This window comes from Glutamicibacter uratoxydans, assembly GCF_050753455.1.
GTDB classification, from domain to species: Bacteria; Actinomycetota; Actinomycetes; order Actinomycetales; family Micrococcaceae; genus Glutamicibacter; species Glutamicibacter uratoxydans_A.
This window is the reverse complement of record NZ_CP192736.1, coordinates 1,805,103-1,826,819: the sequence shown is the minus strand read 5'-3', so window position 1 is coordinate 1,826,819 and position 21,717 is coordinate 1,805,103. Positions and strand designations below refer to the sequence as shown.

The window sequence follows — 21,717 nt, the reverse complement described above, 5'->3', positions numbered from 1 at the left end:
ATAGTGCACGAAATGCCGCGGAATCTTTGGATTCCGCGGCATTTTTTGCGTGCGGCCTCAATCAACCGAATTAGTTGTCAACGCGTGAACGTGCTATAAACATTGAACTAAGCACAACGTGTCACGTCGCGGCGATACCCTGCCGGGCGCATTGGCGGTTAATCGCCTCAACCGGGTGGAAGGAGTTGAGCATGGCCTCGGCATCCAATCTCAACAATTCGAAACGACGCTCCATCTCGCGCCTTGTGCGATTCGCCGGACGTGGCACCACCAACACCTCACCCACTCTTGAACCGTTGCTGCGCACCGTCAAAGCCCAGCACCCCAAGGCCGATTTGGATTTGTTGGAGCGCGCCTATCAGGTTGCCGAGAAATACCATGAAGGGCAAAAGCGCAAGAGCGGGGACCCGTACATTACCCACCCGGTGGCCGTGGCGACCATTCTGGCCGAAATGGGGATGACCGGAGCGATCCTTGCCGCAGCCTTGCTGCATGACACGGTGGAAGATACCGATTACTCCTTGGAACAAGTCACTGCGGACTTTTCCGAAGAGATCGCGATGCTGGTGGACGGTGTCACCAAACTGGACAAGGTCCACTATGGGGATGCGGCGCCGGCCGAAACGGTGCGCAAGATGGTCATCGCGATGTCCCGCGATATCCGGGTCCTGCTGATCAAATTAGCCGACCGCCTCCACAACGCCCGGACCTGGCGCTATGTCTCAGCCGAATCCAGTGCCCGGAAGGCCAAGGAAACCTTGGAAATCTTCGCCCCACTGGCGCACCGCTTGGGGATGAATACCGTGAAATGGGAACTGGAGGATCTGTCCTTCGCCGCCCTGCACCCCAAGGTCTACCAAGAAGTAGTGCGGATGGTGGGCGATCGCACGCCAGAACGCGAAAAGTACTTGGGTAACGTCCGGCACCTGCTGGAAAGCGAATTGAATGCGCAGGGTTTGAAGGCCGAGGTTTCCGGCCGCCCGAAGCATTACTACTCCATCTATCAGAAGATGATCGTCCGAGGGAAAGACTTTGACGATATCCACGATCTGATGGGTGTGCGCATCCTGGTAGATTCGGTCAAGGACTGCTATGGGGCGCTAGGTGTGGTGCACACCGAATGGAGCCCGCTTCCGGGCCGTTTCAAAGACTACATCGCCATGCCGAAGCTGAATCTGTATCAGTCCTTGCACACTACGGTGATGGGGCCAGATGGTAAGCCGGTAGAAATTCAGATCCGCACCCACCAGATGCATGTGCGTGCCGAGTATGGTGTGGCCGCGCACTTCCAGTACAAGCATGGGGATCCGGATAATTCCGCGCTATCGCCCAAGCAGAATATGGACTGGCTGCGTTCACTGATGGAATGGCAGGCGGACACCGAGGACTCCGAGGAGTTCCTCGACGGGCTGCGCTATTCAATAAGCTCTAATGAAGTTTATGTTTTCACCCCCAAGGGCGACATTATGTCCTTGCCCGCCGGTTCGACGCCGGTGGACTTCGCGTACTCGGTCCACACCGATGTGGGGCACCGCACCATCGGCAGTCGGGTCAACGGCAAACTGGTGCCATTGCATACCGAGCTCAAGCAAGGCGACGTGGTGGAAGTTTTCACCTCCAAAGCCGAAGGCGCCGGGCCCTCGCAGGACTGGCAGAACTTCGTTAGGTCAGCTCGCGCTAAAGCCAAGATCCGCCAGTTCTTCTCCAAGGAACGTCGCGAAGAGGCCATTGAGAAGGGCAAGGAGCTGCTGACCAAGGAGCTGCGGCGCAATCAGTTGCCGCTGCAGAAATTGATGACCCACGAGTTGCTTACCGCCGTGGCGACCGGGCTGCATCACGAGGATATTTCCGCGCTTTATCAGTCGGTGGGCGATGGGCACACCAGTGCACAGAACGTCATCGAGCATCTCACAGCCCTGATCGGGCCTCCAGAGGCCGAACAGGTCGAAGAGGAGGTCACGGTCGCCCCACGCATCGTGAAGCCCACCACGGGCAACGAGGCCGGTGTGGTGGTCGAGGGCGTGGGCGATGTGCTGGTGAAACTGGCGCGCTGCTGTTCTCCAGTCCCGCCAGATGAGATCACCGGTTTCGTCACGCGCGGTTCCGGGGTGTCCATTCACCGATCGGATTGCTTGAACCTGCGGCAGCTCAACGAACAGTCCGATCGCATTGTCAACGTGCTCTGGGCAGATAAGCATTCCGGGGTGTTCCGGGTCGAAATCATCGTTGAGGCCCTGGACCGGAAATCGCTACTCTCCGATGTGACTCGGATCTTGAGCGAGAACCATCTCAACATTCTCTCGGCCAGTGTGCAGACCACCCGTGAACGCGTGGCGATCTCACGCTTCGCCTTCGAAATGGGTGATCCGAAGTTCCTGACCCACGTGTTGAATCAGGTCAGGCGCATTGATGGAGTGTACGACGTGTACCGTACCACCGCCACCAGTCGGCGCTAAGCGGCCTGTTGTTCCATCGATTCCACCAGCCGTAGCCCGCGCTGTACCGGGGAACTGACCGGAAAGTTGCGAAGTTTCGCGGTGATGGTTTGCAGGTTCACATACGGGTCTTGCATGCCCACCACCCGATTCAACGCCTCCACGGCCCACGGCAATGGGTCATGACAGGCCATATCGCACACGGTGCGAAGCGTGTCGGTGAGTAATACCGGGCCCCGAATCAGCGTTTCGGACTCGTCCAACTCCAACTGCATGAATTCGAAACCTACCCCGTGGACCGGGTTGGCCGGACGACGATAGTGCGCGCTAGAAATATTGAGCGTGGGGCAGTAGGAAATGAGGCCGTGAATCCATGCCGCGGTGGCGCGGATCAACACATCGGACTTATGCAACTGCTTTCCAGCCACGTGTGCGGTGATCTTGGCCCGCACGGTGGGTGTGTAGCGGTGCCGAGTTCCGAGATAGTGGCCAGGTAGCGTCTCACGCAAATAGCCGCGGAAGGCCATCGCACCCAGCTCATTGCGGGTGAAGGGTTGGCCGATGACAAATAGATCTTCGGGAATACGCAACGCGGCGGTGCGCTGCTCGGTAGCTTTGTTCATGAAGCTACTGAAACAGATCGCACCGCCGCGCGGAACGAGAATCAGCTAGTTGTGGATTACTGGAAGTCGGCGGCCGACTTTTCCAAGGTGCTCAACCACATCCGGCGTGCGTCCAAAGCCTCCTGAGCTGCGGCGATCTTCTTCGCATTGCCCTTCGCCTTGGCAGTGGCTAGATCGTCTTCCAGCTGGGCGATGGTGTCCTGCAACTGAGTCAACATCGAGTTCGAGCGGGCCTTGGTCTCTGGGTTGGAACGACGCCACTGTTCTTCTTCGGCGCTCCGTACCGCATCTTCGACCTGGCGCAAGGCTGCTTCGATCCGAGGCAGGTCCGCACGCGGAACCTTTCCGGCGTCTTCCCAGCGGCTACGGATTGAATCCAGCGCCTTCTTGGCAGTGTTCAGATCCTGAATGGGAAGTAGCGCGCGGGCTTCCTCCAGCAGGGCTTCCTTCACGACCAGATTTTCCTGGTAGCTGGCATCGACCTTGGCGTTCTCGGCGGCACGAGCCTGGAAGAACACGTCCTGCGCGGCACGGAAGCGCGACCACAGTGCGTCATCATCCTTGCGCGATGCCCGACGGGACTTCTTCCACTCATCCATCAGTTTGCGGTACTCGGTGGCCGTAGTCGCCCAGTCGGTGGAGTTCTGCAAGGCCTCGGCGCGCTCAATCAGCCCTTCCTTGACCGACTTGGCCTCGGAGTTGACCGCGTCAAGCTGCGAGAAGTAGGCCCGGCGGTGCCGATCGAAAGTGGTGCGGGCGGCACGGAAGCGCTTCCACAGGGCATCTTCGGTGGATCGCGGCAGGCGCACGGAGGAACGCTGAGCTTCCTTCCAAGCGTCGAACAAACCATTCATGGTCTGCGAGGCGGTCTTCCACTGAATCTGCTCGGGGTTCTTCGCCGCCATTTCTTCGGCTTGCTCCACGATGCCCTCGCGAACTTTCAGCTGCTCGGCGCGGGCAGCTTCGGTCGCGCGACGCTGATCAGCGGCCAGTGCCTCCACGGCGCTGCGCAGCGTCTCCAGGCGGGATTCGAGGGCGGCGATGTCGCCGACCATGGAACGCTCGGCCACCAACGCGGCGATTGACTCGATGGTCTTGTTCATATCCCCACTTGGTGCCTTGGCAGCTACCCGCTGCTCGAGCAACATGATCTGGGAAACCACGTCGTCATACTTGCGCACAAAGTAGGCCAGAGCCTCGTCTTCGGTGGCATCTGGGTACTGGCCCACCGGATGCTCGTTGCCATCGATGATGACAAAAACATGCCCATCCTCGGTGATACGAGCGAATTGACGGGCCTGTTCAAGGTCGGAGGAGAACGCGGCCGGGGCGGCCACAGGGGCCTTAACTGCCGGCTTCACGGCAGGCTTTACGGCCTGCGGTGTAGGGGTTATCTGCTTGTCGTCGGATTTCTGACTGCTGGTCACCGCTGAAACTCTTTCACTAACTGTGCACTTGCTTCTAGTAACTGTACCTGTGACGTCGCTTTCTTTGTAAGCCGCAGCGCACAGTATTCTCTACTATTGCGCCCTACTATAGGAGATAGCGCAAACAAATTAAGGAGTTTCATGGCACGCAAGGCCTCATTGTCCGGTTTCCCCGAATGGCTTCCCGCCGAACGTGTGGTTGAGCAGCATGTGCTGGACACCCTGCGCCGGGTCTTTGAGTTACATGGTTTTGCCAACATCGAAACCCGTGCGGTAGAGACCCGCGCTCAGCTGCTACGCAAGGGCGACATCGACAAGGAAGTCTACGGTCTGTCCCGGCTCGCGGCGGAGGATGAGAAGAATGACCCGAACGCCCTCGCGCTGCATTTTGACTTAACGGTCCCCTTCGCCCGCTACGTGGTGGAGAACGCCGGTCACTTAGCCTTCCCATTCCGCCGCTACCAGATGCAGAAAGTCTGGCGTGGGGAGCGCCCGCAAGATGGCCGCTTCCGTGAATTCACGCAGGCCGATATCGATGTGGTGGGCGACGGGTCGCTGCCCTTCAGCTATGACGTGGAACTGGCGTTGACCATCGCCGATGCCCTCTCCGCACTGCCCATTGGGGACTTCCGGCTCCGGGTGAATAACCGCAAGCTTGCCGAAGGTTTCTACCGCGGGCTGGGCTTGGATGATCCCGATGCGGTGCTGCGCGCCATCGACAAACTGGAAAAGATTGGGCCGGAAAAGGTCACCGAGATCCTGATGACCGAGGTTGGGGCCAGCGCCGAACAGGCCGAGCTGGCGCTGAAACTGGCCGGGATCTGCACCGCGGACACCACGTTCGTCGAGCAGGTGCGCGCCCTAGGGGTGGAACATGAACTTTTGGACACCGGCTTATCGGAACTGGCCGAGGTGATTTCCGCCGCCTCCAAACGGGCCCCGGGCAAGGTGGTCGCCGATTTGTCCATCGCCCGTGGGCTGGACTATTACACCGGCACCGTTTATGAGACCGTACTGGTGGGGCACGAGTCGCTGGGTTCGATCTGCTCCGGCGGACGCTACGAATCCTTGGCCTCCAAGGGGAAGAAGAACTACCCGGGCGTGGGTCTGTCCATCGGCGTCACCCGTCTGGTTTCTCGTATTCTGGGTGAGGAACTGGTCAGCGCGGCACGCTCGGTGCCCTCGGTGGTTTATGTGACCTTGGCCAATGAAGATTCCTGGCATGAGGCGCAGGACGTGGCCGCGGCTTTGCGCGAACGCGGGATTGCCTGCGAGGTGGCTTCCAGCGCCGAAAAGTTCGGAAAACAGATCAAGTACGCCGATCGTCGCGGGATCCCCTTCGTCTGGTTCACCCACGCCGACGGCAGCCACGAGGTCAAGGACATCCGCTCCGGCGAGCAGCTGAGCGCCGACCCGGCCAGCTGGAACCCACCGGCCGAGGATCTGCAAAATTCGGTGAGCTAACGAAGTGAACTAAACTCTCACCTAGATCAAGACTCTTTTTCGACGGAAAGGACCGTAGTGCTACGCACTCACAAGCTGGGCGAACTAAGCGCCGAGCACATTGGACAGCAGGTTACCCTCACCGGTTGGGTCGCGCGTCGTCGTGACCACGGCGGTGTGGCATTCCTTGATATGCGCGATGCCTCTGGTTTCGCCCAGATCGTGGTGCGCGACGAGGAGGATTTCAACCCGCTGCGTAACGAGTTCGTGCTCAAGGTGACCGGCATGGTCGAACGTCGCCCGGAAGGCAACGAAAACCCTGCCATCCCGACCGGTGAAATCGAAGTCATCGCCGATGTCGTTGAGGTGCTGAACACCTCGGCCCCGCTGCCATTCCAGATCGATGAACACGTGGAGGTGGGCGAGGAAGCACGCCTGCGTCACCGGTACCTAGACCTGCGCCGTCCGGCCCCGGCCAAGAACCTGCGCCTGCGTTCGGAGGCCAACCGCATCGCGCGTAACCTGCTGCACGATCAGGGCTACGTCGAAATTGAGACCCCGACGTTGACCCGGTCGACCCCGGAAGGTGCTCGCGACTTTGTGGTTCCGGCGCGTCTAACTCCGGGCAGCTGGTACGCTCTGCCGCAGTCGCCGCAGCTGTTCAAGCAGCTGTTGCAGGTCGGCGGCTTCGAAAAGTACTACCAGATTGCACGTTGCTACCGCGACGAGGACTTCCGTGCGGACCGTCAGCCGGAGTTCACCCAGCTGGACATTGAGGCCTCCTTCGTGGAGGAAGATGACATCATCGCGCTAGGCGAGTCGATCGTGAAGGAACTCTGGGCGTTGATCGACGTGCAGATCCCCACCCCGATCCGTCGGATGCCGTACGCCGAGGCAATGGCTAAGTATGGTTCGGACAAGCCGGATCTGCGTTTTGGTCTGGAATTGACCGAAATGACCGAGTACTTCGCTCAGACCACCTTTAAGGTCTTCCAGGCCGACTACGTCGGTGCCGTGGTCATGCCTGGCGGTGCCAGCCAGCCGCGTCGAACTCTTGATGCCTGGCAGGAATTTGCTAAGCAGCGCGGTGCCCGTGGTTTGGCCTATGTGCTCTACAAGGAAGACGGCGAACTAGCCGGACCGGTTGCCAAGAACCTCTCGGAGACCGAGAAGGCTGGGCTGGCCGAGGCCACCGGCGCCAAGCCGGGGGACTGCATCTTCTTCTCCGCTGGTGACAAAGCTGAATCCCGTGCCCTACTCGGTGCGGTGCGCGTGGAAATCGGTCACCGCACGGGTCTGATCAAGGACGGGGACTGGGCTTTCGTCTGGATCGTGGATGCCCCGATGTTCGAACCAGCTTCCGCGGCGGTTGCCTCCGGCGACGTGGCCGTCGGTGGTGGCGCATGGACCGCCGTGCACCATGCCTTCACCAGCCCGAAGCCCGAGTTTATGGACACCTTCGACACCGATCCGGGGTCGGCACTGTCCTACGCCTATGACATTGTCTGCAACGGCAACGAAATCGGCGGCGGTTCGATCCGTATCCACAACCGCGAGGTGCAGGAACGCGTATTCAAGGTCATGGGTGTGGATGAGGAACAGGCGCAGACCCAGTTCGGCTTCCTGCTCGAGGGCTTCAAGTACGGTGCCCCACCACACGGCGGTATCGCCTTCGGTTGGGATCGGGTGCTGCAGCTGTTAACCGGTTCGGAGTCGATCCGCGACGTTATCGCTTTCCCGAAGACCGGTGGCGGGTTCGATCCGCTGACCGCGGCTCCGGCCCCGATCACCGCGCAGCAGCGTAAGGAAGCCGGTATCGACTTTAAGCCTGAGAAGAAGGCCGAAGTGGCCGAGGCCAAGTAGCCTCCTCAACTTCACCCGAAGGGCCGATCGAATCTCCCGAGATTCGATCGGCCCTTCGGCCTTTTGCGGCCCCTGATCTAGATTTATGCGCCTTGATCTACATTAGAGAATCTACTAGGTTGGAAATTAACCTAGTTCGGAGGATTGATGACAGACGACGGTAACGACGCTGCGGATCAGGACCTGATTGGTCGATTTGAACCAGCTCACCAATCCTGGGCGCGGGGTGTGCAAGCGACTCTGCTTTGGAAGGACACGCCCTCCGCGCAGATCGATCGGGAGCTCATTCGGGTCCTGAACGCGGTGAACGATAGTGCTCAGAATCCACACGAGCTCTTCGGTGAACCCATCGACTACGCCCGGCAACGAGCTATAGCACTGCGCCCGGCCGAGCAGGTGGCACGTCGCGAGATGCCGCTGGAGAGCATGCGCAGCCTGATGGGTGGGGCTGGACTAGTCATCGGCTTACTCATAGCCGGTTTTGGGCTGTACGTAGCCTTTCGCGATGGTTGGCTGGCACAATCTTGGCAGGTTTGGCAGCTGGCCTGTCTGGTCGCTGGCGCAGGAATCGCCGGGGCGGGGCACGCATTTTGGTACCTGCGCCTGTCCGCGCGGCTCAGGGCCGCACTTCTTGTTCTCCTTGGAGGATTAGTTGGAGCCTTAGGGTGTGCGGCGCTACTGCTGACGCTAGGTAGTGAACGGGTGCTTCCCATGCCCAATCTGGTAGGCCCGATCCTTGGTCTGGTTTTACTCGTGGGCTTCTTCCTGCTTCCGCTCACCGAAGCGGATAGCGATCCCATTGCGGTAGCTGGAGCCAAGCAATGGTTTGCTTTAGCCGAAAGGTTTCTCCGGGGCCGCTACGGGTTCACCCGCGCCGAAGCCCGTGCGGCCCTGTCTGTGGCGCGCAGCCATTGGGAGCAGGTGCATGCCCATGACCCGGCGGCCGATCCGAATGAGGAATTTGGGCCGCCGGCACAGTTCGTGGTGTCACTAGCCGCACTTCAGGAAGGGCCGGTACGTCGTCGCTGGTGGCTCAAACAAGTGCTTTACCTGCTGATTCCTAGCTGTTTCGTCATTGCCCAGCTCGCTGAGATCATGGGCGGGGGTGTTACCTGGTGGAGCATCAGCACATTAGCTTTTTGGTTAGCGGTACTTGGGTTGTCGATATATCTGATGCGCCCGACGGCCCGCTCAAAGGATATTTCGGAGAAACTGGCGGAACGGCGCAGGGACGCGCAAGTCATCGGCGCGGGGGTTGAGGATGACTGAGCCTGCAGCTAGCCCCATCCCCGCCGGATGGCAGCGCGCGATGCTCGGTTTTCTGCTCCTGAGCGAGCTGGAGCGGGGCAGTGCTCATGGGTATGCGTTGGCCAGAAGTTTAGAGACACGCGGATTCAACCCGATCAAGGGCGCAACGCTCTACCCGGCACTGGGGAAACTGGAGGCCGAGCAACTGGTGACCACCAGTTGGGAGGAAGGGCAGGGCGGCCCGGGACGGAAGGTTTATGAAATCACGGCCGCTGGACGTCGGCAACTGCGCAACTATCATCAGGCCTTTAGCCGGCTGCAAAGAATCTTCTAGCGCAGGTGAATCCGCGCGGGCACGGCGGCCCAGCGGTGCGGAGTTATTCTCCGGCTGCCCCAGGTGGACTTTCCTGATCGGTGCTCCCTGTGGAGCGCTTTGCAGGATTGGGTTCGGATGGTGCACAGCATTCCGCCGCGGCTCGTTCGGCATCACCCAATTGTAGGGCTCCCCAATAGGTGTTTCGCCGCGGCTTTTGCTCCGGGTCCAGATGTTTGGGCAAGATCACATGCGGCAAACCATTAACGTCGACGATCTGGATTTGTCCCGCGTGGCGTTGGTGATGCCCGCCTTGACACAAACCCACACCGTTGTCGACGCTGGTTTCACCGCCTTCGGACCACGGTCGTCGGTAATGATCGATCTCCACTTGATTTGGTGGGGTGCTGCACTCGGGAAGGATGCAGCCGCGGTCCCGGGCCAAAATCGCGGTGCGGATCGACCCCTGATGGAATCGATTGGCACGACCCACATCCAAGGGTTGGCTGTTGCCGCCGAGCACAACCGGGATGATCTTACTGGCGGCCAATAATCGACGAAGTTCACCGGCGGGCAGACGCACCCCATTGGCGGTCACCGCGTGGGCGTTGGCTAAGTCTTCGAGTTCCTTCAACCACATGTACACCACAATTTTTGGTCTCACCGGTGTGATCGCCCCGCCACTGGCCGGGGCAGCCAGAATATCCATGAGTGCGTTCAAACGACGTTGCGCGACGCTTGGTCCACACTGTTCGGGTGATTCTTGAGGCTCGGCGGGTTCTGCTCGATCATCCGCTTCCGGGTCTTGGGCCCACAGTGGCATCGGGTCTTGGCTAGTAAGCCAGAGCGGATCTTGAACCGAGGACTGGGCGCTGCCCGCGTCCCGCACCCCGGGTAGCTCATCCTGGGAAGCCTCGGGGTCAGCGGTGCGTGAGTGGCGTTCTGCTTCGGAAAGACGCGCACTCTTGCCGGCTTGGGTGCGCCGGTCATCGGCATGATTCATAACCGAGAGCAACATATCGGTATCCGCTCCCTGGGTGCGCATGAGAAATTCCTGCGAACCGTCCGCGCGCTCCCGGCCCAAGAAGAGACCCAGGGGGAGCGGGGCGGGCGTGCCCACCTTGTAGTCCTTCAGGATGGCGCTGATTTGTTTGGCGGCTTGTTTGGGACCCAACTGTGTCAACGCGGTAGCGGCATGGTCCTCCAGCAGCCGGCCATCTGCAGCCGTGGCTGTGGGTGGGAGGGGAACCCCGTCGAACACGGTATCTACCGGCTCCAGTTTCTCTAACTGCCGGGCAACTCGGGCAACCGTGCGCCGGTCGGCCGCGCCGGAGGCGTAGAGTTCGGCCAATCGGGTGAACCGCGGGGTGGTCAGGGATCCTTCCGGACCGCGCCGGGCAATCAGCAGGTGCGCGTCGGCGATCCGCCGCTTCAGCTCATGATAATTAATCCCCAACCAGTGGGACAGTAGATCGGCAGCGTCTAGATAGCAGGTTCTGCCCGCGCTTCGCTGCGGCTCACCGGGGAAATCATAGTCCGGCTCACGCAGCGCGTCGTAGGTGTCCATGCTCAACGAGTGCGCCCCGGTAGTCTCACTGAGCACGGCCACCGACAGCTGCTGATGATGGACCTGTTGGGCAAAGGCTTCGACAAGTTGTGCGTGAGCTAACACCAGCCGCGGGTCGTTACACCGGGCCACCAGCTGACCGATGGCGATGAATAAGGCTAGGCAGAGTCGCTCCAGACGCATGAGCACCCCGGCGTCAAGCGCCCGATCTGCCGTTTCGCTACCAAGCCGCTGTAAGGCGCGTAGCGTGCTAGTGATGTCCATGCCCACCATGTTGGGGCAGAACTGCGCGTTGCTGCCACAGCAGCGGCCGGGCTGTGGATTATGGAAGGTCCGCGGAATCCACCCAGAGAGTGAACGGCCCGGAATTGGTCAGCGACACCTGCATCATCGCCCCGAAAACTCCGCTGGAGACGCTGGCACCCAGGGAACGCAGGTACTCAATGAAGTACTCGTAGAGCGGCTCGCTGTGACTTGCCGGGGCGGCCTGAGTCCAGGAGGGACGTCGGCCCTTACGCACCGACCCGTAGAGAGTGAACTGGCTAACCACCAGCAGCGGCGCGTGTTCGGATTCGCAACTGGTTTCACCATCCAAGATCCGCAGCCGCCAGATTTTTTCCGCCACCTTGCGGGCGGTGGCCGCATCATCCTCGTGGGTGATGCCCAAGAGCACCACCAGACCGCTGGAGGGCAGCTGCCCCACGATTTCCCCGTCGACTTCAACCTGGGCGGCACTCGCCACCTGAACTACAGCGCGCATCGGATCCTTTCTCTCGCCGCTAACAGGTTACCTGCCGGGGCGAGTCAACCGAACTTCACTACCCGCGGCCTGCCAAGCTCAGCTCCGGGCACCGTGCGGCGGGATCATCGGTAGGCTTAGGGGGTGAGTGATTTGTTCGATGCATTGGCCGATGATACCGAGGGCAGTGTCAAGCGCCCTCGCCCACCCTTAGCCGTGCGCTTGCGCCCGCGCAGCCTCGATGAGCTGGTGGGCCAGCAGCACCTGCTCGGCCCCGGCTCACCCCTGCGGCAGCTGGCCGAATCCCCGGTCAGTGGCCCCACCGGGCCTTCCAGCGTAATCCTCTACGGGCCCCCGGGGATTGGAAAAACCACCATCGCCCATGTCATCGCCCGGGCCACCGACCGCAAATTTGTGGAGCTGTCGGCGATCACCGCCGGGGTGAAGGATGTGCGCCGGGTGATCGAGCAGGCCAAGGAGGACCGGGATTTACGCGGGGTCACCACGGTGCTCTTTCTCGATGAGATTCACCGCTTCAACAAGGCGCAACAGGACGCGTTACTGCCCGGGGTGGAGAACCGGGTGGTGGTGTTGGTGGCTGCCACCACCGAAAACCCCTCCTTCTCCGTGGTGGCACCGCTGTTGTCCCGCTCCCTGCTGCTCACCCTACGGCCGCTGAGTGAGGCGGATGTGGCCGCGCTCTTGGAACGTGCGGTGGGCGATGAACGCGGTTTCAACAATGAACTGGCGCTACCGGACGAACAACGCGACACCATTGTGCGACTGGCTCAGGGCGATGCCCGCCGCGCGCTGACCGTGCTGGAGGCCGCCGGGGCGGTGGCCTGGAACGCCAGCGGATCGGCCAGCACCCCGGTACTGATCAGCCAGGAGCACGTGCATCTGGCGATGGATCAAGCCGTGGCGCGCTATGACCGCGACGGGGATCAGCACTACGACATCATCAGCGCATTCATCAAATCCATTCGTGGCTCCGATGTGGATGCGGCCCTGCACTATCTGGCGCGGATGCTGCATGCCGGGGAGGACCCGCGTTTCATCGCCCGACGGCTGATGATTTCGGCCAGCGAGGACATTGGGATGGCAGATCCCAGTGCCCTGCCGCTGGCCGTGGCGGCCGCCCAATCGGTGGCGTTGACCGGGATGCCCGAGGCGCGGATCATGCTCGGGCACGCCACCGTGCATCTGGCCACCGCCCCGAAATCCAATGCCGCCTACAACGCGATCAACGAGGCTCTAGCCGATGTGCAGGCCGGAAAGGGGTCGCTGGTGCCGGATCATCTGCGCGACGCGCACTACCCCGGAGCCCAAGCCTTGGGCCACGGGGTGGGTTATCTCTATTCGCACGATGCGCCGCATTCCATCGCCAGTCAGCAATATGCGCCCGATGACTTAGCCGGGGTTGACTACTACCGGCCCACCGCGAACGGTGCGGAAAAAACCATCGCCTCCCGTCTGGCGACGCTGCGACAGATCATTCGGCGCAAAAGATAGCGAGCTTGCTTACACCGGCCCGGCGCACACCAGCGGCTAGTGTAAACTTGATCTTTGGCTGGCAAGCCGTGCCCTGCGCGCGGTTGTAGTGATCATCGGGATGCGACGCCCCACCACTCTCCGTCCGGGAGGCCAGTTACCACCCGTCGCTTAAGAAAGAGGACACATTATGGCTAACGCCCGTGCCCGCCGTACCGTGCGCCTGTCGCGCGCCCTCGGCCTTGCGCTGACCCCTAAAGCTGAAAAGTACATGGAACGCCGTCCCTACGGCCCAGGTCAGCACGGTCGCGCCCGCAAGAAGCAGGACAGCGACTACGCAGTGCGTCTGCGCGAAAAGCAGCGTCTGCGCGCCCAGTACGGCATCCGTGAAGCTCAGATGCTCAGCGCCTTCAAGGAAGCCAAGCGCCTCGGCGGCGAGACCGGCGGTAACCTGCTGGCTCTGCTCGAGTCCCGTTTGGATGCCTTGGTTCTGCGTGCCGGCTTCGCCCGCACCATCCAGCAGGCCCGCCAGCTGGTAGTGCACCGTCACATCCTGGTCAACGGCCAGCGTGTGGACCGTCCGTCCTTCAAGGTGAAGCCGGGTCAGATGATCCACGTTCACGAGAAGAGCGAGAAGATGGTTCCATTCCAGATGGCCGCAGCCGGCGAGCACGCACAGGTGCTTCCTGCTGTTCCAGGCTACTTGGACGTGAAGCTGGAATCCCTGCAGGCCACCTACCTGCGCACCCCAGAGCGTGCTGAGATCCCAGTGACCTGCGAAGAGAACCTCGTGGTCGAATACTACGCACGCTAAGCCTAGTGTGCCACCAGTGGCCCGTAACCGTTTCGGTTGCGGGCCACTGGCCCTTAACTACCTGTTGCACCGCTCGGTTCGATAAGGTGGATTGGCAGCACTGACAACATAGAAGAGGAAGCACATGTCGGGTTCGGATATTGCAGGGCTCATCGCCGCCGGCGTCTTCGCCATCCTGGTGGCCTTATTGGCTGTTCCCATCATCAAATTGGGCCGGGTTTTTGATGAGCTTCGCGACTCCATCAAGGATTTGTCCGATGGCACCACTCCGCTGATTGGGGAAGTGACCAATACCGTGGCCACCACCAATGATCAGCTGAAGAAGGTCGACGCGATTACTTCCAACGTGTCGGACGCCACGGCCAACGCCTCGGCACTAACCGCCTTGGCCGCCGCGACCATGGGCAAACCACTGATCAAGATTGCCGCTTTTACCTCCGGGGTGAAGGCCGCGATGAACGCCAAGCCGCGCAGCAGCGGCCGCCGCAGCCGCTAGGAGAAACACCATGAAGAAAATCTTTTGGGTTGCCATCGGTGTCGGTGTGGGCGTGCTAGCCGCCAAAAAATATCAAGAAGTTTCCAGTGGGGCGGCACTGAACCGCCAGGTGGGCAAGTACGCCGACCAGCTCTCCGATATCGCCCAGGCCTTTAAGACCGGCATGTCGCAGCGCGAAGAAGAATTACGTACCGCCCTGGGCGTGGACCAGGACACTATGAAGGGATCACCCGCAGCACGATGAAAACGCAGGAAATTGCCCGCCGCTGGGTCGACTTTTTCGTCTCCAAGGGCCATACCGCGGTTCCCAGCGCCTCGCTGGTCTCCACCGACCCCTCGCTACTGTTCACGGTGGCTGGGATGGTGCCTTTCATTCCTTATCTCACCGCGGTGGAAGAGCCGCCCTACTCCCGCGCCACCTCGGTGCAGAAGTGCATCCGTACCGGGGATATTGAAGAAGTGGGTAAGACCGTGCGTCACGGCACCTTCTTCCAGATGTGCGGCAATTTCTCCTTCGGCGATTACTTCAAGGAAGAAGCCATCACTTGGGCCTGGGAGCTGCTGACCAGTCCGATCGAGCAGGGTGGTTACGGGCTAGATCCGCAACGCCTGTGGGTCACCGTCTACGAAGACGGGGAAGAGAAGGACCTGGAAGCCCGCCGCATCTGGGAAGAAAAGATCGGTATCCCCACTGAACGCGTGGTAGGCACCGGCAAGGAAGATAACTACTGGAACACCGGCCAGCCCGGCCCCGGTGGCCCGTGCTCGGAAATCTACTACGACCGCGGCCCACAGTACGGCATTGAAGGTGGGCCAGCGGTCGATGAGACCCGGTACATCGAAATCTGGAACCTAGTGTTCATGCAGTACCGGCTTTCCGCGGTGCGTTCGAAGACCGATTTCGATGTGGCCGGCGAACTGCCCAAACGCAATATCGACACCGGTCTGGGTCTGGAACGTCTAGCGATGATCCTGCAGGACGTGGAGAACATGTACGAAACCGACCAGGTGCGTCCGGTGCTGGATCGCGCCGCCGACCTGGCCGGGATTACTTACACCTCCACCGAGGATCCGGCCGATCCAAACCACGCCAACGACGTGCGCCTGCGCATGATCGCCGATCACATCCGCTCCTCACTCATGCTGATCTCCGATGGGGTGACCCCGGGTAATGAGGGCCGTGGCTATGTGTTGCGCCGACTCATCCGCCGTGCGGTGCGCGCCATGCGTTTGATGGGCGTGGATAGCGAAGTGTTGCCGGAGCTGTTGCCGGTGTCGCGTGATGCGATGAAGGGTGTCTACCCGATCGTGGAAGAGGACTTCGCCCGCATCTCCCGCATCGCCTACGCCGAGGAGCGAGCCTTCCGCCGCACCATTGCCTCGGGCACCACCCGGCTGGATGAGGCCTTGGGTGAAGCGAAGCAGTCTGGGGTAAACCTCTCCGGAGACGACGCGTTCACCCTGCATGACACCTATGGTTTCCCCATCGACCTGACCTTGGAGATTGCCGCCGAGGCCGGGCTGACGGTGGATGAGAACCGTTTCCGCGAGCTGATGAATGAACAGCGCACCCGGGCGCAGCAGGACGCCAAGGCGAAGAAGTCCGGGCACGCCGATGTGGCCATCTACAACCAGTTGGCCGAATCCGGGGCGATCCGTTTCACCGGTTATACCCAGCTGGAAGGCGAGTCCAAGATCCGCGGGATTGTGCACGACGGGGCCGTAGTGCCTTTCGCCGAGCAGGGTCAGGAGATTGACCTGGTGCTGGAAGAAACCCCGTTCTACGCCGAATCCGGCGGTCAGGCCGGGGATGTTGGGTTGATTACCGGCGACGGTTTCGTGCTTGAAGTGCTGGACACCCAGGCCCCGGTGAAGGGTTTGAACGTGCATAAGGTCGTGGTGCGCGAAGGTGAACTGCCCGCCGAGGCCCTCGTGCGCACCCAGGTCGATGCGATCCGCCGGCACTCCGGGGAACAAGCCCACTCGGCCACCCACCTGGTACACGCCGCCTTGCGGCAACTCCTGGGTGGTGAAGCTACCCAGGCCGGGTCCTTCAACAAGGCCGGCTACCTGCGCTTCGACTTCTCCTGGGCCGAGCAGCTCTCCGCGGCGGCCCGCCAGGAAATCGAAGAGGTGGTCAACCTCTCGATTCTGGCCAACCACCACGTACTGACCGAGGAAATGGCGCTGACCGAGGCCAAGGCCCGCGGGGCGATCGGCCTCTTCGGTGAGAAGTACGGCAATCAGGTACGCGTGGTGGAAATGAACGGGGACTGGTCCCGTGAACTGTGCGGCGGCACCCACGTCGCATCCACCGCCACCATCGGCCAGCTGACGCTGCTCTCCGAGGCCTCGGTGGGTTCTGGCAACCGCCGCGTGGAAGCGCTGGTCGGGATGGAAGCCTTCCGTCACGGCGCAGCCGAGCGCGCACTGGTCAACGAGCTGTCCTCGATGTTCAAGGTGCCTTCGGGGCAGATTTCTGAGCGCGTGGGTGACACCGTGGCTAAGCTGAAGGCGGCCGAGAAGCAGATTGCTGAGCTGAAAAGCGCCCAGCTGCTGGCGCAAGGCCAAGCCCTGTTGAATCAGGTCCAGGACATTTCCGGGATCAAACTGCTGGCGCACGACGCCGGCAGCGTCGATTCGGCCGATGCGCTGCGCGCTTTGGCTATGGACCTGCGCGGCAAGCTGGCCTCCGAGGCCGCCGTGGTGGTGCTGATCGGTGTCAGCGGCGGCCGTCCGCTGGTGCTGGCGGCAACCACCGAAGCAGCCCGCGCAGCCGGCCAGAAGGCTGGCGCGCTAGTACGCACCGCCACCGGTGTACTGGGTGGCGGGGGCGGCGGCAAGGACGATATGGCGCAGGGCGGCGGTAAGGATGCTTCGAAGATCCCGGCCGCGCTGGAAGCAATCCGGGCGGCTGTAGCCAATGGCTAGCAATCTGCTGGGCGTCGACGTGGGCAATGCCCGCGTCGGCGTCGCGGTCGCTGCCTCCGGCGGAGTGCTGGCACTGCCGGTGCAGACCCTGCGTCGGGATATGAAAAAGAACTCCGATCGACGCATCCTGCTGAAGATGATTGTTGATCGCGAGGTGTCCGACGTGTACATTGGTGAGCCGAAGTCACTCTCGGGTAACCTCACCGAATCCACTAAAATGGCACGTGACTATGCCATTTGCCTCGCCGAGGAAGCGCATGCGGCGCAGCTCGAGGTGGGGATTTGGTTGATCGATGAACGACTGAGCACCGTCAGCGCCCACCGGGCGTTGCACGAGGCCGGGCGGAAGAGCGAGAAACATCGCGCGGTGGTGGATCAGGCGGCAGCCGTCGAGATCCTCCAGCAGGTGTTGGAGATGCAGCGTAATCAGGTGCGGATCCAAGCCAGCCGGGTAGTGGTTCGCTAGTCTCGCGCCCTTAATCCCCAGCAGGAAGGCCCCCATGCCAGACGCATCGCGGCGAGAATCTCACCGCCAGGCACGCCAGCAGCTGCACCAGCGGTTCCTGGAACAGCAAAACACGCCCGTGGCGGCGCCCGGTGCCCCGGAGATCCTCTTCGACCGGCTGCCGGTCGGTGAGGAACCGGTCGCGGCGCAGGAATCCGTGGAGCAGGACACGACCGCTAGTGCGCCGGTGGGGCGGCGAAAGCGCGGTCGACGCAACCTGATCATGGTGGTTGCGCTGCTGGTGTTTGCCTTGGTGGTGACCGCCTCGGTGTTTACCGTGCGCGGGATCTACAAGTCGCTGAACCCGGATGATTATCCCGGGCCGGGCGGCGAAAATGTGGAGTTGACCGTGGAGGATGGCTGGGGGATCCAGATCATTTCACGCAAACTCGACGAGTTGGATGTGGTGGCCAGCGATCGCCTCTTCGTCAAGGCGATGGAGGAGCAGGACGATCAGGTGATCCACCCGGGCACCTACGCGCTGCGCAAACAGATCCCGGCGGCCGAAGCGGCGGCAATTATGGTCGATGACACGCGCGAGAAGGTTTTCTACGTCGGCATCACGGAAAATGTGCGTTTGTCGGCTGCGCTGCAGGAGATTGCGGACAGTTCCGGTCTCCCGCTTCAAGAGCTGCAAGAACTGGCGAACCAGCCCGCCAAGTTTGGGCTGCCGGAGGGTGCGCAGAACCTGGAAGGCTACCTGTTCCCCGGAGGCTACCGCTTCCCGCTGGAAACTAGCGCCGAAGATGTGCTCTCCCGGATGGTGCGTGCCACCACCGAGACGCTGGCTGAGCAGGGGATCACCGACCCGAACGAAGGCTATCGGGTGTTGAAGATCGCTTCGATCCTGCAAGCGGAGGCCCAGCCTAAGGACTACGCCACGGTGGCTGGGGCGCTCAATAACCGGCTGGCCCCTGACAATCGGGAAACCCACGGGTTGTTACAGGTGGATTCGGCGGTAGTCTATGGGCTTGATCGGTACACCTTACAGTTCACCCCGGCGGAGAAGGCCGATGCTTCCAACCCGTACAACACCTACCAGCACCCCGGGTTGCCACCCACCCCGATCGGCTCCCCGGCCGAAAGCGCGATTAGCGCGGCGGTGAACCCGGCATCCAACGATTACTACTATTGGGTCACGGTGAACATCGAAACCGGGGAAACCAAATTTGCCAGCAGCTACGCCGAGCACCAGCGGAACCATCAACAGTTCCGTGACTACTGCGCGGCCAACGAAGGGGTGTGCCAGTGATGAAAGCCGCGGTTCTGGGCCAGCCCATCGCCCATTCCAAATCTCCGACGCTGCACCGCGCCGCCTATGAGCTGCTAGGTGTACCCATCGATTATCAGCGAATTGAACTGTCCCGGGAGCAGGCCGTGGCGTTCACCGAACGGCTACGCACCGAGCACTGGGTGGGCTGTTCGGTCACCATGCCGCTGAAGGACGTGTTTGTCGCGCAGATGGACAGTGTGTCGGACACGGTGCGCCGGATGGGGGCGTTGAACACCATTGTGGTGCGCCCCGATGGGACGTTGCACGCGGAGAACACCGATATTTATGGCATTGTGCAGGCGCTGGCCGATGCCGGGCTCACCCACTCGAGACGCGGAACCATCCTGGGTGCCGGGAACACCGCGCTGGCCGCAGTTGAGGCGTTAGCACAGGTCGGGGTGCGTGAGCTGGAGCTGATCGTGCGCGATATCTCACGCGCCGCCAGCACCCTGAATTTTGCCCGCAACCTGGGGATGCGCGCCAACGCCCGGCTGCTGGGTTCAATTACCGATGCCCCGGTGGTGATCTCCACCCTGCCACCCTCCGCGGCCGACGACTGGGTGGCGCAACTGGGCTCCGGGAGAGGAATCCTACTGGATGTGGCTTATGATCCCTGGCCTTCGGTGCTGGCGCAGCACTGGTCCGGGCCGGTAATTAATGGGCTGGCAATGCTGGTGCATCAGGCGGTTGAGCAGGTGCGTTTCTTTAGCGGTCAAGATTTTGATGACCGGCAGCGGCAGAATGTCACAAATGCCATGTTTAACGCCGTGGGACTTCATCGAGGCCAGTAATTGGCCAAGGACATGGCAAAATGAACGTCATGTTGCGTTGGTTAACCGCGGGCGAATCGCACGGCCCGGCTCTCGTTGGAATTCTTGAAGGTCTACCCGCCGATGTTTCGGTGGACAGTGAGGTTGTTCGCGACGCGTTAGCGCGCCGCCGCCTCGGTTATGGGCGCGGAGCGCGCATGAAGTTTGAAAAGGACCAAGTCACTTTCCTTGGTGGGGTGCGTCATGGGCGCACCCAAGGCGGCCCGATCGCCATCGAAATCGGGAACACCGAATGGCCCAAGTGGGAAAAGGTGATGAACGCCGACCCGGTGGACTTGGACCAGTTGGCGTCAATGGCGCGCAACGCCCCCTTGACCCGCCCGCGTCCGGGACACGCCGATTTCACCGGCATGCAAAAGTACGGTTTTGAGGATGCCCGCCCGGTTTTGGAGCGCGCTAGCGCCCGGGAAACCGCGGCCCGCGTCGCCCTCGGTTCGGTAGCGTCGGCATTCTTAGCACAGCTGGGCATCGAACTGGTGTCCCACACCACCGCGATCGGTAGCGTGGCGGTGCCCGAAAATTCGGCGCTACCCACCCGCGCCGATGTGCAGCGGCTGGATGCCGACCCGCTGCGCTGCTTTGATCATGAAACCTCCGACGCCATGGTGTTGGAAGTGGACGATGCGCACAAGGCCGGGGAAACCCTCGGCGGGGTGGTGGAAGTGCTGGCCTACAACCTCCCTCCGGGCCTCGGCTCCTACGTGCACTGGGATCGCCGACTCGACGCCCGGCTTGCCGCGGCGCTGATGGGCATCCAAGCCATCAAGGGAGTGGAAGTCGGTGACGGTTTTGCCACCGCCGCCCGCCGCGGTTCGGCAGCTCACGATGAGATTGAACGCGCCGCCGATGGCAGCATCCAGCGCGCCTCCAACCGGGCCGGCGGCATCGAAGGTGGCATGTCCATTGGTGAGGTGCTGCGGGTACGGGCCGCAATGAAACCTATTGCTACCGTGCCTCGGGCACTACGCACCATTGATATCGCCAGCGGTGAAGACACCACCGCGCACCACCAGCGTTCGGATGTCTGTGCGGTACCGGCCGCCGGAGTGGTCGCCGAAGCGATGGTCGCCCTGGTGTTGGCGCAGGCCGTATTGGAGAAATTTGGTGGCGACTCGGTGGCCGAGGTGAAGCGCAATATCGCCGGCTACCTGGCCAACATCCCAGAGAATCTGGGATCTACCGGGGTCTAAATGATTTACCTGATCGGGCCAATGGCCTGCGGTAAGTCCACCGTTGGCAGGTCGCTGGCCAAGGCGCTGGATACCACCTTCCTGGATACCGACGAGGTGATCGTCATGAGCCACGGCTCAATCCCGGAAATTTTTGCCGCCCACGGCGAAGCCCGCTTCCGCGAACTGGAGGTCGAGACCATCCGGGCCACCCAGGCCGGAGTGTTGGCCACCGGCGGGGGAGCGGTACTGCGCGAAGAAAACCAGCAGATGCTACGCCGCGGGACGGTCATCTACCTACAAATGGATGAACAGACCGCCACTAAGCGTCTAGCGGGCGGTCAAGGCCGCCCGCTACTGGCCGGGGTGGACGTACTCACGCGCTGGAAAGAGCTCTACGCGCAACGCAAAGATATTTACGAACAGCTCGCTGACTTCACCGTTAAGGTCGACGATCAAGAAGTTAGCGAGCTGGTTCGGATCATTAAAGACTATGTGATTAGCAACACGAGATAGCACGAATGACTCCGTGCGGGCGTAGTCTGGAAAG

At 61.5% G+C, this 21,717-nt stretch carries 19 protein-coding genes; 15 read left to right on the top strand and 4 right to left on the bottom strand.

All coding sequences use genetic code 11. The features are described 5' to 3' along the window. Nucleotides 1-191 precede the first annotated feature (191 nt). Complete coding sequence (locus ACQQZ8_RS08330; RefSeq protein ID WP_431709379.1) at nucleotides 192-2,456, top strand: RelA/SpoT family protein; 2,265 nt, start codon at nucleotides 192-194, stop codon at nucleotides 2,454-2,456. Here the strand turns inward: ACQQZ8_RS08330 and ACQQZ8_RS08325 are convergent. Together ACQQZ8_RS08325 and ACQQZ8_RS08320 are read right to left on the bottom strand one after the other, a co-directional pair. Then, nucleotides 2,453-3,058, bottom strand: a complete 606-nt coding sequence (locus ACQQZ8_RS08325) for a hypothetical protein (RefSeq protein WP_431709378.1) — start codon at nucleotides 3,056-3,058, stop codon at nucleotides 2,453-2,455. The two genes, ACQQZ8_RS08330 and ACQQZ8_RS08325, sit on opposite strands and share 4 nt — an antisense overlap. A 56-nt stretch (nucleotides 3,059-3,114) precedes the next feature. Then, nucleotides 3,115-4,485 (bottom strand): DUF349 domain-containing protein, encoded by a 1,371-nt coding sequence (locus ACQQZ8_RS08320; protein WP_431709377.1) that lies wholly within the window; start codon nucleotides 4,483-4,485, stop codon nucleotides 3,115-3,117. 141 nt (nucleotides 4,486-4,626) lie between these two features. Here ACQQZ8_RS08320 and hisS point away from each other — a divergent pair, with 141 nt between their 5' ends. The 4 genes from hisS (at nucleotide 4,627) to ACQQZ8_RS08300 (ending at nucleotide 9,373) form a co-directional block, all read left to right on the top strand. Continuing rightward, nucleotides 4,627-5,949, top strand: a complete 1,323-nt coding sequence (gene hisS, locus ACQQZ8_RS08315) for a histidine--tRNA ligase (RefSeq protein WP_431709376.1) — start codon at nucleotides 4,627-4,629, stop codon at nucleotides 5,947-5,949. 57 nt (nucleotides 5,950-6,006) lie between these two features. Continuing rightward, nucleotides 6,007-7,791: an aspartate--tRNA ligase gene (aspS, locus tag ACQQZ8_RS08310; RefSeq protein ID WP_431709375.1), complete on the top strand. Its 1,785-nt coding sequence runs from the start codon at nucleotides 6,007-6,009 to the stop codon at nucleotides 7,789-7,791. Between the two features lie 147 nt (nucleotides 7,792-7,938). Further along, complete coding sequence (locus tag ACQQZ8_RS08305; protein ID WP_431709374.1) at nucleotides 7,939-9,060, top strand: hypothetical protein; 1,122 nt, start codon at nucleotides 7,939-7,941, stop codon at nucleotides 9,058-9,060. Next, the gene (locus ACQQZ8_RS08300; RefSeq protein ID WP_431709373.1) at nucleotides 9,053-9,373 is read left to right on the top strand and encodes a PadR family transcriptional regulator; all 321 of its coding nucleotides are present in this window, start codon (nucleotides 9,053-9,055) and stop codon (nucleotides 9,371-9,373) included. The genes ACQQZ8_RS08305 and ACQQZ8_RS08300 overlap by 8 nt, the downstream gene beginning before the upstream one ends. Before the next feature lie 43 nt (nucleotides 9,374-9,416). Here the strand turns inward: ACQQZ8_RS08300 and ACQQZ8_RS08295 are convergent, their stop codons facing one another. Both ACQQZ8_RS08295 and dtd read right to left on the bottom strand, forming a co-directional pair. Further along, nucleotides 9,417-11,183 carry a DUF222 domain-containing protein gene (locus tag ACQQZ8_RS08295; RefSeq protein ID WP_431709372.1) on the bottom strand — a complete coding sequence of 589 codons (1,767 nt, stop codon included), beginning with the start codon at nucleotides 11,181-11,183 and terminating at the stop codon, nucleotides 9,417-9,419. A gap of 58 nt (nucleotides 11,184-11,241) precedes the next feature. Then, nucleotides 11,242-11,679: a D-aminoacyl-tRNA deacylase gene (gene dtd, locus ACQQZ8_RS08290; RefSeq protein ID WP_431709371.1), complete on the bottom strand. Its 438-nt coding sequence runs from the start codon at nucleotides 11,677-11,679 to the stop codon at nucleotides 11,242-11,244. Nucleotides 11,680-11,802: 123 nt separating this feature from the next. Between dtd and ACQQZ8_RS08285 the strand changes: the two genes are divergently transcribed. The 10 genes from ACQQZ8_RS08285 (at nucleotide 11,803) to ACQQZ8_RS08240 (ending at nucleotide 21,683) form a co-directional block, all read left to right on the top strand. Next, nucleotides 11,803-13,170: a replication-associated recombination protein A gene (locus tag ACQQZ8_RS08285; RefSeq protein WP_431709370.1), complete on the top strand. Its 1,368-nt coding sequence runs from the start codon at nucleotides 11,803-11,805 to the stop codon at nucleotides 13,168-13,170. Between the two features lie 166 nt (nucleotides 13,171-13,336). After that, complete coding sequence (rpsD, locus tag ACQQZ8_RS08280; RefSeq protein ID WP_431712161.1) at nucleotides 13,337-13,963, top strand: 30S ribosomal protein S4; 627 nt, start codon at nucleotides 13,337-13,339, stop codon at nucleotides 13,961-13,963. A 124-nt stretch (nucleotides 13,964-14,087) separates the two neighbouring features. Then, nucleotides 14,088-14,459 (top strand): DUF948 domain-containing protein, encoded by a 372-nt coding sequence (locus ACQQZ8_RS08275; protein WP_431709369.1) that lies wholly within the window; start codon nucleotides 14,088-14,090, stop codon nucleotides 14,457-14,459. A gap of 10 nt (nucleotides 14,460-14,469) precedes the next feature. Beyond that, on the top strand, nucleotides 14,470-14,703 hold the full coding sequence (locus ACQQZ8_RS08270) for a hypothetical protein (RefSeq protein ID WP_431709368.1): 234 nt from the start codon (nucleotides 14,470-14,472) through the stop codon (nucleotides 14,701-14,703). After that, nucleotides 14,700-17,390, top strand: a complete 2,691-nt coding sequence (alaS, locus tag ACQQZ8_RS08265; RefSeq protein ID WP_431709367.1) for an alanine--tRNA ligase — start codon at nucleotides 14,700-14,702, stop codon at nucleotides 17,388-17,390. Before ACQQZ8_RS08270 ends, alaS begins: the two co-directional genes overlap by 4 nt. Beyond that, a complete protein-coding gene (gene ruvX / locus ACQQZ8_RS08260; protein WP_431709366.1) occupies nucleotides 17,383-17,856 on the top strand; it encodes a Holliday junction resolvase RuvX in 474 nt (157 codons plus the stop codon). The genes alaS and ruvX overlap by 8 nt, the downstream gene beginning before the upstream one ends. 34 nt (nucleotides 17,857-17,890) lie before the next feature. After that, nucleotides 17,891-19,147, top strand: a complete 1,257-nt coding sequence (gene mltG / locus ACQQZ8_RS08255) for an endolytic transglycosylase MltG (protein WP_431709365.1) — start codon at nucleotides 17,891-17,893, stop codon at nucleotides 19,145-19,147. Beyond that, nucleotides 19,147-19,959 (top strand): shikimate dehydrogenase family protein, encoded by an 813-nt coding sequence (locus ACQQZ8_RS08250; protein ID WP_431709364.1) that lies wholly within the window; start codon nucleotides 19,147-19,149, stop codon nucleotides 19,957-19,959. Before mltG ends, ACQQZ8_RS08250 begins: the two co-directional genes overlap by 1 nt. Before the next feature lie 29 nt (nucleotides 19,960-19,988). Next, nucleotides 19,989-21,188, top strand: a complete 1,200-nt coding sequence (aroC, locus tag ACQQZ8_RS08245) for a chorismate synthase (protein ID WP_431712160.1) — start codon at nucleotides 19,989-19,991, stop codon at nucleotides 21,186-21,188. Further along, complete coding sequence (locus ACQQZ8_RS08240) at nucleotides 21,189-21,683, top strand: shikimate kinase (RefSeq protein WP_431709363.1); 495 nt, start codon at nucleotides 21,189-21,191, stop codon at nucleotides 21,681-21,683. Nucleotides 21,684-21,717: the final 34 nt, after the last annotated feature.

Coding starts and splice junctions, on each gene's coding strand:
- ACQQZ8_RS08330 (WP_431709379.1), top strand. CDS start 192: ATGGCCTCGGCATCCAATCTCAACAATTCGAAACGACGCTCCATCTCG.
- ACQQZ8_RS08325 (WP_431709378.1), bottom strand. CDS start 3,058: ATGAACAAAGCTACCGAGCAGCGCACCGCCGCGTTGCGTATTCCCGAA.
- hisS (WP_431709376.1), top strand. CDS start 4,627: ATGGCACGCAAGGCCTCATTGTCCGGTTTCCCCGAATGGCTTCCCGCC.
- ACQQZ8_RS08305 (WP_431709374.1), top strand. CDS start 7,939: ATGACAGACGACGGTAACGACGCTGCGGATCAGGACCTGATTGGTCGA.
- ACQQZ8_RS08300 (WP_431709373.1), top strand. CDS start 9,053: ATGACTGAGCCTGCAGCTAGCCCCATCCCCGCCGGATGGCAGCGCGCG.
- ACQQZ8_RS08295 (WP_431709372.1), bottom strand. CDS start 11,183: ATGGACATCACTAGCACGCTACGCGCCTTACAGCGGCTTGGTAGCGAA.
- dtd (WP_431709371.1), bottom strand. CDS start 11,679: ATGCGCGCTGTAGTTCAGGTGGCGAGTGCCGCCCAGGTTGAAGTCGAC.
- ACQQZ8_RS08275 (WP_431709369.1), top strand. CDS start 14,088: ATGTCGGGTTCGGATATTGCAGGGCTCATCGCCGCCGGCGTCTTCGCC.
- ACQQZ8_RS08270 (WP_431709368.1), top strand. CDS start 14,470: ATGAAGAAAATCTTTTGGGTTGCCATCGGTGTCGGTGTGGGCGTGCTA.
- alaS (WP_431709367.1), top strand. CDS start 14,700: ATGAAAACGCAGGAAATTGCCCGCCGCTGGGTCGACTTTTTCGTCTCC.
- ruvX (WP_431709366.1), top strand. CDS start 17,383: ATGGCTAGCAATCTGCTGGGCGTCGACGTGGGCAATGCCCGCGTCGGC.
- mltG (WP_431709365.1), top strand. CDS start 17,891: ATGCCAGACGCATCGCGGCGAGAATCTCACCGCCAGGCACGCCAGCAG.
- ACQQZ8_RS08250 (WP_431709364.1), top strand. CDS start 19,147: ATGAAAGCCGCGGTTCTGGGCCAGCCCATCGCCCATTCCAAATCTCCG.
- aroC (WP_431712160.1), top strand. CDS start 19,989: ATGTTGCGTTGGTTAACCGCGGGCGAATCGCACGGCCCGGCTCTCGTT.
- ACQQZ8_RS08240 (WP_431709363.1), top strand. CDS start 21,189: ATGATTTACCTGATCGGGCCAATGGCCTGCGGTAAGTCCACCGTTGGC.